11 protein-coding genes and 1 rRNA gene are annotated in these 13086 nt (G+C 70.5%); 9 read left to right on the plus strand and 3 right to left on the minus strand.

Annotated features, from left to right (window positions below; translation table 11 throughout):
- Positions 1 to 26 precede the first annotated feature (26 nt).
- Positions 27 to 1712, minus strand: a complete 1686-nt coding sequence (locus ABS735_RS36180) for a serine/threonine-protein kinase (RefSeq protein ID WP_373904289.1) — start codon at positions 1710 to 1712, stop codon at positions 27 to 29.
- A 172-nt stretch (positions 1713 to 1884) separates the two neighbouring features.
- Here ABS735_RS36180 and ABS735_RS36185 point away from each other — a divergent pair, with 172 nt between their 5' ends.
- The 7 genes from ABS735_RS36185 to ABS735_RS36215 all read left to right on the plus strand — a co-directional run bounded on the left by ABS735_RS36185 (position 1885) and on the right by ABS735_RS36215 (position 10133).
- Positions 1885 to 2646: a formylglycine-generating enzyme family protein gene (locus ABS735_RS36185; RefSeq protein WP_373904290.1), complete on the plus strand. Its 762-nt coding sequence runs from the start codon at positions 1885 to 1887 to the stop codon at positions 2644 to 2646.
- Positions 2647 to 2976: 330 nt separating this feature from the next.
- The gene (locus tag ABS735_RS36190) at positions 2977 to 3285 is read left to right on the plus strand and encodes a hypothetical protein (RefSeq protein WP_019526682.1); all 309 of its coding nucleotides are present in this window, start codon (positions 2977 to 2979) and stop codon (positions 3283 to 3285) included.
- A gap of 166 nt (positions 3286 to 3451) precedes the next feature.
- On the plus strand, positions 3452 to 4252 hold the full coding sequence (locus tag ABS735_RS36195) for a hypothetical protein (RefSeq protein WP_373904291.1): 801 nt from the start codon (positions 3452 to 3454) through the stop codon (positions 4250 to 4252).
- Positions 4242 to 5582, plus strand: coding sequence for an energy-coupling factor transporter transmembrane component T family protein (locus ABS735_RS36200; protein ID WP_373904292.1), 1341 nt, complete (start codon positions 4242 to 4244; stop codon positions 5580 to 5582). The genes ABS735_RS36195 and ABS735_RS36200 overlap by 11 nt, the downstream gene beginning before the upstream one ends.
- Before the next feature lie 14 nt (positions 5583 to 5596).
- A complete protein-coding gene (locus ABS735_RS36205; protein WP_373904323.1) occupies positions 5597 to 7138 on the plus strand; it encodes an SCO6880 family protein in 1542 nt (513 codons plus the stop codon).
- 12 nt (positions 7139 to 7150) lie between these two features.
- On the plus strand, positions 7151 to 8563 hold the full coding sequence (locus ABS735_RS36210; RefSeq protein ID WP_373904293.1) for an ATP-binding protein: 1413 nt from the start codon (positions 7151 to 7153) through the stop codon (positions 8561 to 8563).
- A 37-nt stretch (positions 8564 to 8600) separates the two neighbouring features.
- On the plus strand, positions 8601 to 10133 hold the full coding sequence (locus tag ABS735_RS36215; protein ID WP_373904294.1) for a type IV secretory system conjugative DNA transfer family protein: 1533 nt from the start codon (positions 8601 to 8603) through the stop codon (positions 10131 to 10133).
- A gap of 30 nt (positions 10134 to 10163) precedes the next feature.
- Here ABS735_RS36215 and ABS735_RS36220 read toward each other — a convergent pair whose 3' ends face one another.
- Positions 10164 to 10724: a GNAT family N-acetyltransferase gene (locus tag ABS735_RS36220; protein WP_373904295.1), complete on the minus strand. Its 561-nt coding sequence runs from the start codon at positions 10722 to 10724 to the stop codon at positions 10164 to 10166.
- A 95-nt stretch (positions 10725 to 10819) separates the two neighbouring features.
- Here ABS735_RS36220 and ABS735_RS36225 point away from each other — a divergent pair, with 95 nt between their 5' ends.
- Both ABS735_RS36225 and ABS735_RS36230 read left to right on the plus strand, forming a co-directional pair.
- Positions 10820 to 12103, plus strand: coding sequence for a sensor histidine kinase (locus ABS735_RS36225; RefSeq protein ID WP_373904296.1), 1284 nt, complete (start codon positions 10820 to 10822; stop codon positions 12101 to 12103).
- Entirely contained in the window at positions 12100 to 12774 is a 675-nt protein-coding gene (locus tag ABS735_RS36230; RefSeq protein ID WP_373904297.1) for a response regulator, read from the plus strand. The genes ABS735_RS36225 and ABS735_RS36230 overlap by 4 nt, the downstream gene beginning before the upstream one ends.
- 58 nt (positions 12775 to 12832) lie before the next feature.
- On the opposite strand, the gene rrf is transcribed toward ABS735_RS36230, so the two are convergent.
- Positions 12833 to 12949: ribosomal RNA gene (gene rrf, locus ABS735_RS36235) — 5S ribosomal RNA — on the minus strand.
- Positions 12950 to 13086 lie beyond the last annotated feature (137 nt).

A 13086-nucleotide genomic window follows, 5' to 3' on the forward strand; every position in this document is an offset into this window, starting at 1 on the left:
CAAGACGATTCTCGACCAGAGTGGCGCTATTTCACCGTGAACCCGGCGCAGTCGACACTCGTGTAGTCGTCGGGGGTACGGATGTGGTGCCACTGCACGGTCCAGTCCCCCGGATCGTTGACCAACGGAATCGCGGGCGTCCTCCGGCCCTTGACCCACTCCTGGAAGTCGTCCGGGTAGGTGACGGACTTCCACTCCCCCGGTTCACCGCCCGCGTGCAGATCGATCGGCTTGCTGAGGTAGCCGATTCTGACGTTGTCGACCAGGATGCCCTGCACCGGCTTCCCGGTGCCCGGGTCGATGTCGTGGGGCGGCTTCACGCTGACGGTGACGTAGTACGGCTCGTCGGAGGGCTCGGGGGAACCGTCCCGGAAGCCGATCTCGACCTTCCGCCGTGGTGAGAGCAGGTCCGGGTCGTTGACCTCCGGATGGTCCGGATCGGCGAGCGACCGCGTGAACCGGGCCATCGGGTGCTCACCCGCGGGCAGTTGGCACGCACGGGTCTCGGAGTTCCACAGCGTGCGATCCAGTTTGTCCCCCGCGTAGGCAGGCGCCCCGTCCTGGGCCCCCTCGGACCCCGAGGCGGCCGGCGACGCACTCGCGTCCGCCCCCGCGGCGGAGCCTCCGTCCCCACCCCCGTCGCCGCCTCGCGCGGCGAGCACGAACGCGCCCGCCGCACCCACCACCACGGCCACGGACAAGCCCACCGCCCACGTCGCGACACGGCGACGACGCGCGGGCGGCGCCGGTTGCACGACCTGCGTGGGGGTGTAGCCGTAGCCGTACGGAGCACCGGCCGTCGGCAGGTCGTGCGGGCTGACGGAAGGACGCGGCGGGGCCGCCGCCGGTATCCGGGGCACCGACTCGGCCAACGGCGCGAGGCGCGCGTAGAAGGCGTCCTCGACCAGCGCCGTCCGCACCCCGCACCGCGCGATGACCTCGTCGAGCCGCGGCCGCGCCGCCGGGTCCTTGGCCACACACGCCTCGATGAGCGCCGCGAGGCCCGGGTCCACACCGGCGGCGTCGACCTGCTCGTGCACCGCGCGATAGCTCACTCCGGAAGGATCGCCCGATCCGAACGGAGGGCGCCCGGTGGCCGCGTAGGCGAGCGTCGCGCCCAGCGCGAACACGTCCGCGGCCGGCCCGACCTCGTTGCGCATCAGGACCTCGGGAGCGGTGTATCCCGGGGTGCCCGGCGCGAACCCGGCCTCGGTCAGCGCGGTCTGACCCGCTCCCCGGGCGATGCCGAAGTCGATGAGCTGCGGTCCCTGTGCGGCGAGAAGGACGTTCTGCGGCTTGAGGTCCCGATGCGTCACGCCACAGCCGTGGACCGCCGCGAGCCCCTCCGCCAGCGCGGCGGTCAGCCCCCGGCACGTCTCGACGGGCAGGGGACCGTGCTCTTCGACGGCCCTGCTCAGGGTCGGTCCCGAGACGTACTCGGTGGCAAGCCAGTACGGCGCCGTGTCCAACGAGGCGTCAATCAGGTTCGCCGTGTACGCGCTTCGCACGGCGCGGGCCGTCTCCACCTCCCTGCGGAACCGTGCCAGTGCCTCCGGATGCTCCGTGATCTCGTCGCGGATCACCTTGATGGCCACCAGCCGTCCCCCGGGCGAACGAGCCAGGTACACCTGCCCCATGCCGCCCGCCCCGAGCCGGGCGAGAAGCGTGTGCGCACCTATGTGCGCGGGGTCCCGTTCCTTGAGTGCGTCCACGGAACCGACGATGCCACAGAGATCCCCGGCAGACGATCAGACCGGTGCACAGTCGGCCCGTGGCCGGACGTCCTGGTCCCAAGGTCGCTTCCGAGATGGGTCCACGGACCGAGGCGAGGACCCGGCCGCCGAGGCGATCATGTGGGTCGTTCGCTCGAGCCGAGGAGGGGCCATGCACGTGGAGCAGGCGGAGCAGGCGGAGCATGAGCAGGTGGACTGGGCCGACATTCCGGCCGGGTTGCTGCGTCGGGGCACGCCGGTCGACGAGGTGCGGGCAGTGGCCCGCCGCTATGCGGACACCGGGGTGCCGCTGGAGTGGTACATGAAGGAGGCCCCGCGCGCGGAGATCCATGTCCCCGCGTTCCGGATCGCCCGCACCCCGGTCACGGTCGGCCAGTGGGCACGCTTCGCGGCGGCCACCGACCGGCCGGCTCCCCGGTCGCCGGCGGACCACCCGGTCATCGGCGTCTCCTGGCGGGCGGCGACGGACTACTGCCGGTGGATCGGGGAACGGCTCGGCGGCCTGAAGGTGCGGCTGCCCACGGAGGACGAGTGGGAGCGCGCCGCACGGGGCGACGACGGCCGGGAGTTCCCCTGGGGCGAGGAGTACCGCACCGGTCTGGCCAATCTGGTGGACCTCGGTGTCGGCACGACGACACCGGTCGGCTCGTTCCCCGACGGAGCCAGCCCCTTCGGGGTGCTGGACATGGCGGGCAACGCCGACGAATGGACCTCCACTCTCTACGCTCCCTACCCCGGCGCACCCGCGGAGGTGCCGAGCACCGAGGACTGGGCCTTCGACCGGCACATCAGCCGAGGCGGCGCGTTCCGCCACGACCGGGACCTCGCCCGGTGCGCCCGTCGGCACGGCGCCTACGAGGCGGATCTCGCCGCGATCGGCATGGGCTTCCGCCTGGCGGCACCGGCCGCGTAGCACCGGAGGGCCACGACGACGACGTTCGGCGGAGCTCAAAGATGCTGACACCGAATCAGGGCCTAACGACCGAACCTCACCACAGGTTTCGCTTACACATCGTTGCCAGCCATGCCCCGTCGTGATACACAGAGTGACGATACGACCACCAAAAGCCGTCTCGGTGCCGACTGACCAGCCGGCGCCGGACGGTGACAGGCTGTTCGCACGAAACCCGCCAAACAATGACGCCAAGGCGACATGCGACGGCGTCATCGTCGGCGACAATGAGGCTTGACCTCTGCATGTCCGCAGAGGGCGCGGAACTACCCAACAGGGGCGGTGACTTACATGCTCTTTGCGGCCGACGAGGGAGACATCAACACCATCATCGGGGGGATCGCCCCGGACTGGGGCCCCTTCGGCAGCCTGGGCAACGAGGCCAAGGTCATGATCGAGGTGGTGATGGCCGTCGCCATTCTGCTCTGCCTCGGCATCGCCATCTGGGGCGCCGCCAAGCAGCGCATCGGTGCCACGGCACTCCGGGACACCTTCAGCGCGGAGCAGGGCAAGGGCCTGATCATCGCCGGGCTGACGGGCGTGTTCATCATCGGCTCGCTCGGCACGCTCTTCACCATCGTGTACGGGATGGCCGTGTAGCCCGGCACCTGTCCGTTCCACCCCCTCCATCCCACCCGCCCGTCGTGCCAACCGGCTGAGGTTGCGTTTCCCTGATGTCGAGTCATAACACCGCGCCCGAGCGGGACCCAGCACGGCTACCGTCGTACGTACACGGCCGACCCGACGTCGAGGGGGCGTACGCGGCATGAGTCTCGGAGACGATCACCAGTCGTCCGGCGATTACGGCGGCACCGGCCGGACACGGCTCCGGCTCCCGGAGGAAGAGAGCGACCCCCGACGCGGCGGCCGCTCCTCCTCGCGGAGCCTGGTCACCGTGGTCGGCGTCGTCGTCCTGCTCATCGCGGCGATCGCCTTCGCGAACCGTGGAGGAGACGGTTCCGCATCCGCGGAGGGCGGCGAGGGCGACAAGCCGAAGACGTCGGCGACGGCACCCTCGGGGACGCGTCCGGTACAGGCGGGCTTCGCCCATGACGAGCAGGGGGCGCAGAGCGCGGCGGCGAACTATGCGGTGGCGTTGGGTTCTGACGGGATGTTCACCAAGTCGATGAGGGACACCATCCTGCAGTCCATCATCGTTCCCGACAGAGTGGCGGACTTCGAGACCACCCTGGACAAGGCATACAGCCCGGAGTTCAACAAGGCTGTCGGCCTGAACGAGGACGGTTCGACGCCGAAGGGCTACACCTTCGTGTCTCGCACGAGTCCGATCGGCACCAAGGTCACCGAGAGATCGGCCGACAGCACGACCGTCGAGGTCTGGTGCAGCGGCCTTCTCGGACTCGCGGGTCAGAACTCCACGGCCCCGGTCACGAGCAGCTGGTTCACCATCACCATGCAGCTTGCGTGGGTCAATGATGACTGGAAGATCGTGACGCACTCGCAGAAGGACGGCCCGGCGCCGATTCCTGGCGACGACAAGGCGTCCAGCGCGGACGAGATGGCCAAGGCCGTCAAGGAGTACGGAGGGTTCACGTATGCCCGCTAACCGCCGCGTGCTCGAACTGACCGGCGTCGTCGCGGCCGTGCAGACGGCGGCGTTCCTTTTTGCCACCCGTGCTCTGGCCGCTCCGACTCCGACGCCCACACCGAGCAACGACCCGTGCGACCTGATCCACGGCCCCGCCAAGGACTACTGCGAACGAGGCGAAGGCGGCGGTTCCGGTGGCGGTGGGGGAACCCCCGACACCCTCCCCTCCACCCTCGACCCCCTCTCCTCCCTCGCCAAGGGCTGTGCCGACGCCGCCGCCTGGACCGTCGAGACGCTCAGCAACGCCGTGAAGAACACCGCCGACGTCGACTTCACGAACGGCACGTTCCTCAAGCAGTACGGCATCGTCTTCGCAGCGTCGACGATCCTCACCCTGGTGCTCTGGCTGCTGGCGGTCGCCAAGCGTGCCGTGCGCGGCGTCCCCTTCACCACCGCGCTCTCCGAGGCCGTCGGGTTCCTCTGGCTCACCGTCCTGGCGTCGGCCTTCACGCCGTTGATCCTGTACACGGTCGTGTCGGCCACCGACGCCGTGACGGACGTCCTGGCCAAGGGCACCGGCGACCAGACGGACACGTTCTTCGGCACGTTCAGTCAGGCGCTGAAGCAGGGCAACGACATCGGCGGCGGCCCGATCATGCTGATCCTGGTGTCGTTCGTGTCGATCATCGCCGCCGGTGTCCTCTACCTCGAGCTGTACCTGCGCGCCGTCCTGCTCTACGTCGGCGCCCTGCTCGGCGTCGTCGTCTACGCCGGCCTGGTCGACAAGAACCTGTGGGGCCACGTCCGCCGCTGGGCGGGCATCATGATCGCCGTGATCATGGTGAAGCCCGTCATCGTCATCGTGCTGGGTCTCGCGGGCGCGCTGACCACGGAGGAGGGGCCCGACTCGGTCGCCGCCATCGTGTCCGGCCTCGCCATCATCCTGCTCGCGATCTTCGCCTCCGCGATGATCTACCGCTTCGTCCCCGGCTTCGGCGACGAGATCGCCAACGGCCGCAACAACCGCATCATGCAGGGCGCCGAGGGCAAGGCCGCCGCCGTGATCAGCTCCCCGGCGAACCTCGTCGCCCAGGGCATCAGAACCCACAGCAGCCGCCACAACGGCGACAGCGGCGGCGGACAGTCCTCGTCCTCCGCCGCCGCCCGCCCCTCGAACCCCGCCTCCGGCGGAGTCGCCGCGCACAGCTCGCGCCCCTCGAACGGCGGCGGCGGAAATGTCCCCTCCGCCGCACCCGCACCGCGCTCAGGCAGCCCGGTGAACACACCGCACGCCAGCAACACCCGCAACACTCGTAACAGCCAGAGCACAGGAGGTGACGGGCGTTGACGACCGAGTCCCACATGTCCCATACGGTCACGCCCCGCCGTACGTATCTGATCGGCCGCGCCCGGCCGAACGCGATCGTCGGCCGCAATCGCGAGACCGGTGAGATCGCGCTGATCGTCGCGGGCGCGTTCCTCGGCATGATGTGCGGGCTCCTCGTCCCCGTCCTGACCCTGCGCATCGTGCTGCTGTGCGGCTTCCCGTTGCTCGCGCTGGCGGCGGTGTACGTGCCGTACAACCACCGCACGTTCTACCGGTGGTTCGAGATCAACCGCAGCTACAAGCGGACGCTCCGCAGGGGCACCACCTACCGTTCCGGCGTCATCGAGGCCGGTACCCGGATCGACGGCCGGGAGGTCGAGGTCGGCCCGCCGCCCGGCATCGGCCGCATCTCCTGGCTGGCGGCGCCCTTCGGACCGGACGAGATCGCCGTCCTGCTGCACGCCGACCGCAAGACGGTGACGGCCGCGATCGAGATCGAGGGACCCGGCGTCGGCCTGCGCGACTCCGAGGACCAGGAAGCCCTCGTCGACCGCTTCGGCACCCTGCTCAAGCACGTGGCCAACGGCGACGGCTTCGTCACCCGCATCCAGATGCTCGCCCGCACCCTCCCGGCCGACCCCGACGCGCACGCCAAGGACGTCTCCCAGCGCGGCGACGACAAGGCACCGCCGTGGCTGCGGCAGTCGTACGACCAGCTCCAGTCGATGGTGTCCACCAGCAGCGAGCAGCACCGCGCCTATCTGATCGCCTGCATGCACTACAACCGCGAACTGGCCGCCGAGGCACACACCATGGCCCGCGCCGCCCGGCCGCACAGCGGACGCAAGCTGGACCGGGACGCCGGTCTCGCGGTCGTGATGGCGCGCGAGCTGACCGACATCTGCTCCCGCCTCCAGGAAGCCGACATCCGCGTCCGCCAGCCACTGGGCCAGGGCAGGCTCGCCTCCCTGATCCACGCCATGTACGACCCGGACCACCCGATCGACCACATCCAGGCGATGACCAAGCGCAACGCCTGGCCGGCCGAGCTGGACGCCATGGAGCCCACCTACCTCCAGGCCAAGACCCGCGAGTCCGCCACCCGCGCCCCCTGGTGCCACGCCACCGCCTGGATCAAGGAATGGCCGATGACCCCGGTCGGCGTGAACTTCCTGGCCCCGCTCCTCGTCCACACCCCGGACGTGATCCGCACCGTCGCCGTCACCATGGACCTCGAACCCACCGAGGTCGCCATCGAGCGCATGCTGACCGAGAAGACGAACGACGACGCCGAGGCCTCCCGCGCCGCCAAGATGAACCGCACCGTGGACCCCCGCGACATCGCCGCCCACGGCCGCCTCGACCAGCGCGGCGAGGACCTCGCCAGCGGCGCGGCCGGCGTCAACCTGGTCGGCTACATCACCGTCTCCTCCCGCACCCCCGAGGCGCTGGCCCGCGACAAGCGGACGATAAGGGCCTCGGCCGGAAAGTCGTACCTGAAACTGGAGTGGTGCGACCGTGAGCACCATCGCGCCTTCGTGAACACTCTTCCGTTCGCCACCGGCATCCGAAGGTAGGGGCTGAGCCTGATGCGGGACCCGCTGTCCGTCCTCACCGACGCCTTCACGTCCTTCCTCTTCGGGAAGGTGGAGACGACCCGCCTCCCCGTCCGCACGTCCACCGGCCAGGCCCAGGCCGTCTACCTGCCGACGGCCGCCCCCGGCCTCGGCGACTCCGGCGTGATCATCGGCCGCGAGGTCTACTCCGGCAAGGGCTACATCTACGACCCCTTCCAGCTCTACGGCCAGCAGCTCCCGGCCCCGCACTGGCTGGTGCTCGGCGAGTCCGGCAACGGCAAGTCGGCCCTGGAGAAGACCTACGTCCTGCGCCAGCTGCGCTTCCGCGACCGCCAGGTCGTCGTCCTGGACGCCCAGGGCGAGGACGGCGTCGGCGAGTGGAACCTCATCGCCGAGGAGCTGGGCATAACGCCCATCCGCCTCGACCCGATGGCCGCCCTGGACCACGGCATCCGCCTCAACCCCCTCGACCCGGCGATCACGACGACGGGCCAGCTGGCGCTGCTCCGGACGATCATCGAGGTCGCCATGGGCCACGGCCTCGACGAGCGCTCCGGCTTCGCGCTCAAGGTCGCGCACGCCTACGTCAACGAGACCATCGTCGAACGCCAGCCGGTCCTCACCGACATCGTCGAGCGGCTCCGCCACCCCGAGCCGGAGTCCGCCGAGGCGATGAACGTCGCCATAGACGACGTACGGGCCTGGGGCCTGGACGTCGCGCTCGTCCTGGACCGGCTCGTCGACGGCGACCTGCGCGGCATGTTCGACGGTCCGACGACGGTCGGCATCGACCTCGACGCACCCCTCATCGTCTTCGACCTGTCCCACATCGACCGCAACTCCATCGCGATGCCGATCCTCATGGCCATCGTGGGCGTCTGGCTGGAGCACACCTGGATCCGCCCCGACCGGAAAAAGCGCATCTTCCTGGTCGAGGAGGCCTGGCACATCATCAACAGCCCGTTCGTGGCGCAGCTGTTCCAGCGGCTGCTGAAGTTCGGGCGCCGGCTCGGCCTGTCCTTCGTGGCGGTGGTCCACCACCTGTCCGACGTCGTCGACGGGGCGGCCGCCAGAGAGGCCGCGGCCATCCTCAAGATGGCCTCCACCCGCACCATCTACGCCCAGAAGGCCGACGAGGCACGGGCCACCGGGCGCGTCCTCGGCCTGCCACGCTGGGCGGTGGAGATCATCCCCTCCCTCACCCCCGGCATCGCGGTGTGGGACGTCAACGGCAACGTCCAGGTGGTCAAACACCTGATCACCGAGACCGAACGCCCCCTGGTCTTCACCGACCGCGCGATGACCGAGTCCTCCTCCGACCTGACCGACGACGCCCTGCGCGCCGCGGAGCTGGAGGCGGAGGAACGGGCGGCGGCGTTCATGGAGCAGCACATCGGCGACTCGTCGGAATCGACGGTGGCGTAGGACACGGTGGAGTAGGACGAGGAGAGGCACCGGACGCATGAGACCGGACGACCGACGCGATCAGCGGCCGGCCCAGGGCGGCATCCCCGACGGCCTGCTGATCGGCATACTGGCCTTCCTCCTCGGCATGACCCTGCTGGTGTGGACGGCGACCGGCCTGTCCGCCCTGTTCGCCCACGGCTCCTGGCCCGACGGCGTCAGCTTCACCGGCACCCCGCAGGCCATGCGCCACCTGATCGCCGAACCCCACGACATCCCCGGCGCCTGGCCGGACGCCCCTCAGGCGGCGCTCTCCGGGTACGGGCTGTTCTGGGGGCTGTTCATCGGCCAGCTGATGGTGCTCGTGGTGCTGACGGTGTTCGTGATGGGCACGGTGGCCCGGTGGCGAGCGGTACGGCAACGGCGCCGCACGGAGCCGACACCGACACCGGTGCCGACACCGACACCGGCACCGGCACCGGCACCGGCACCGGCACCGGTCCAGGAGACGCCGGTCCTGGAGGTACCGCAGCACGAGGCCGAGGCCCCGCCGCAGCACGAGGTCCCCACTCCCAGGGCGCCGCAACAGGACCCGGCTCCGGCAACAGAGCCCCTGGCCGCTGTGCCCAACGGCAAACGCGTGGGCGGGTGGGAAACCAACCGCGCCGAAGGCGCGGTGCACTACGGCCCCAGGGACAGCCGCCACTCAACAGCCGTCCAAACCCTGCGGGACGCGGAGGGCGCCGCCCTGGTCATCACCTCCAGCCCCGCCCTCTGGTCGGAGACCAAGGACGCCCGCGCCAAACTCGGCCCCACCCACCTCTACGACCCGAACCACCTCTGCGACACCCCCGCCCGCTTCCACTGGTCCCCCACCGCGGGCTGCGAGGACAGGCAGACGGCCACCGCCAGAGCCGCCGCGCTCCTCGCACCGGTCCGCCCCACCGCCCGCCTCGACCAGGCGATCGGCGACACGGCCGAACTACTGCTGCGCAGCTACCTGCACGCCGCCGCCATCGACGGCCGCACCGTCCGCCACGTCCACCGCTGGTCCCAGGGCCTCCAGGTCCAGGACGCCGTCCGCATCCTGCGCACCCACCCCAAGGCCGCCCCCGGTTCCGCGGGCGAACTCGAAGGGTCCCTCACCGCACATCCCGAACGCCGGGACATGGCCCAGCAGCTGACCGCCCGGGCCCTGGCCGCCCTCTCCACGGTCAATATCCGCGAGGCCTGCACTCCCAACCGAAATGATGCCCTCGCCTTGGATTCCTTCGTCCACGAACAGGGAACCCTTTACGTGGTGGGTGAATCAATCGAGGATCCCCGCACGAGCCCGGGCGCGATGCCGCTGCTGACGGCGCTCGTCTCCAGCGTGGTCGAGCGCGGCCGGCGCATGGCCGAACGGTCATCCTCCGGTCGCCTCGACCCACCAATGACGCTCGTCCTCGACGACGTCGCCGCCGTGGCCCCGCTTCCCCAGCTCCCGGAGCTGCTGGCCACCGGCACGGACGTGGGCATGCCGACCCTGGCCCTGCTCCGCTCCCGCGAACAGGGCCGGGCCCGCTGGCCCCACGACGAACTCCCCGTCTGACGCGACACGGACCGGCGCGCGGCGTCCGCGCTAGCGCTCCAGCACGTACTCCAGCTCGTAGTCACCGGTCCCGCCCACCAGCGGCACCGTCCGCCCGCTCGGCGCGAACCCGGCCTTGCGGTAGGCCCCCTGCGCCCGCTCGTTGTCGGGATGCACGATGAGCCGCATCCGCTCCGCGCCGTTGGCCCAGGCCCAGTCGAGACCGGCGGCGAACAGCGCCTTGGTCAGCCCGCTCCCCCGCCACTCGGGCCGCACGAACACCCCGACGACATGCCCCTGACGCCGCTCCACCGGGAACCCGGCCCAGTCCGTCGACCCGGCCTCCTCCATCAGCACCGTCAGCGTGCCCAGCCACAGCCCGCCGGGCCCCTCGGCCACGATCTGCTGCGCCCCCGAAGCGCCCTCGGCGCCCCCGGCCGCCCGCTCCTGCCAGAAGGAGTCCGGACGCGCCGCGGCGTCCTCGTACGTATCCAGAAACGCGAGATCCGCGACCGGATCCCGCAGCGCACGCAGCCGCAGCTCCTTCACCGCGGGCCACTCGTCGGCGCGTATGGAGCGGATCACGTAGTCACCGGGGATCGAGGCACTCATGCCGGCCACCGTAATACCCGGGTACTACGCCCCTCACCTCATATACGGCCTCCGGAAGGACGCCCGACGGCCCCGGAACCCCCGACCATGGCCGGATGGACCACGTGGACCCCGCGCAGCCCCTCCCGGAAGACCGGGCGGCCGAGCCCCTCACCGAGTACGTCCAGCGCGTCAACCGCCGGGTCCGCGACTTCGACCGTCGCCGTCCCCTCCTCTGGGACCTGCTCCTCACCGGCTTCTGGGTACTGGCCGCACTGATCGACGCCTCCGGCGGCGGCTGGCGCAACGTCGCCCACGACCCCGACGTCCCCGTCGGCCTCGTCCTCGCGCTCAGCCTCGTCCTCTCCGTCCCGCTCCTGTGGCGCCGCAGCCACCCCGGGGCGGCCCTCCTCGCCACGTTGCCCGCGGCCCTGGTGAGCGCCTGGTCGGGCGCCGCCCTCCAAGCCGCCCTGCTCCAACTCCTCCTCGTCCACCACATCGCCCTGCGGCTGCCGCTGCGCAACCTCTGGTGGGCGGTGGCCCTGGTGACGGCCCCGGCCTGTGTCACGGTCGTCCGCTACGGGGACGACGCGGGCTCCTGGAACCAGCAGGTCGGCTCGCAACTCCTCTCCATCGGCGTGGCCGCCCTCATCGGCGTCACCGTCCGCGCCCGGCGCGACCACACCGAGGTCCTCGAGGACCGTGCCCGCCGCCTCGAAACCGAACGCGACCAACAGGTACGGCTCGCCGCCGCCGCCGAACGCGCGCGCATAGCCAGGGAGATGCACGACATCATCGGCCACAACCTCTCCGTCATCACCGGCCTCGCCGACGGCGGCCGGTACGCCGCCGCCAAGTCCCCCGACCGCGCCGCCCAGGCCCTCGACGCCATCGGCACCACCAGCCGGCAGGCCCTGGGCGAACTCCGCCGCCTCCTGGACGTCCTGCGCGACGACGCCCAGGACGACGACCGTACGGCTCCCGAACTGGCCCCGCAGCCGGCCCTCACCGACCTCGACCGCCTCCTCGACGGCGTCCGCCGGGCCGGCCTGCCTGTCCGTAAGACGGTCAGGGGCGAGCCCACCCTCCCCGAGGGCCGCCAGCTCACCCTCTACCGCGTCATCCAGGAAGCCCTCACCAACACCCTCAAGCACGCCGGCCCCGACGCCACCGCTGACATCGAGCTCTTCTACGGGGCGGGCGGCGCCGTCACCCTCACCGTGACCGACACGGGCCGGGCGACCCCGCTCCCGTCCCCCGCCCTCACCGGCGGCCGCGGCCTGCCCGGGATGCGCGAACGAACGTCCCTGTACGGGGGCACACTTGAGGCCGGCCCACGCCCGGCCCCCGAGCGGGGCTGGCGCGTCCATCTGCACCTACCGGAGGAATCCCCGCAGTGACCACCGTCCTCATAGCCGACGACCAGCCCCTTCAGCGCTTCGGCTTCCGGATGCTTCTGGAGAGCCAGGACGACATGACGGTCGTGGGGGAGGCGTCCGATGGCGCCGAAGCGACCCGGATGACGGCCGAACTCCACCCCGACGTCGTCCTCATGGACGTCCGCATGCCCGGCCTGGACGGCATCGAGGCGACCCGTCGTATCGTCACCGGCGGCGGCCCCTCCCGCGTCCTCATCCTCACGACCTTCGACCTCGACGAGTACGCCTACTCCGGCCTGCGCGCCGGCGCGTCCGGCTTCCTCGTCAAGGACGCCCAGCCGGAGGAGCTCCTCTCCGGCATCCGTGCGGTGGCCACGGGCGATGCGGTGGTGGCCCCGAGCCTGACCCGCCGCCTGCTCGACGCGTACGTCCACCATCTGCCGGCGGCCGCAGAGCCGGACGGTTCCCCTGACTCCCCCGATCCCCGCCTGTCCTCGCTCACCGAACGCGAGACCGAGATCCTGCGGGTCATGGGCCAGGGCTGGACCAACACGGAGATAGCGGAACGCTTCCACCTGGCGGAGTCGACGGTCAAAACCCACGTGGGCCGCATCCTGGCCAAGACAGGCTCGAGAGACCGCGTCCAGGCGGTCATCCTGGCCTACGAAACGAAACTGGTGGGACAGAAATGATGCCGTAAACGCAGAAAACCCCGCACCGTTCCCGGTGAGGGGTTTTCTCGCAATAATTGTTCGGCGGCGTCCTACTCTCCCACAGGGTCCCCCCTGCAGTACCATCGGCGCTGTAAGGCTTAGCTTCCGGGTTCGAAATGTAACCGGGCGTTTCCCCTACGCTATCCTCGCTGTGTGTTTCAAAGGAACCTCAACCCGATCGAACCGATCAGGTCGGGGTATCAACATATCTGGCGTTGACTTTTGGCACGCTGTTGAGTTCTCAAGGAACGGACGCTTCCTTTGTACTCACCCTCTCGGGCTTTCCTCCGG

Origin of the sequence: Streptomyces sp. MMCC 100 (assembly GCF_041538145.2) — a bacterium.
Classification (GTDB): domain Bacteria; phylum Actinomycetota; class Actinomycetes; order Streptomycetales; family Streptomycetaceae; genus Streptomyces.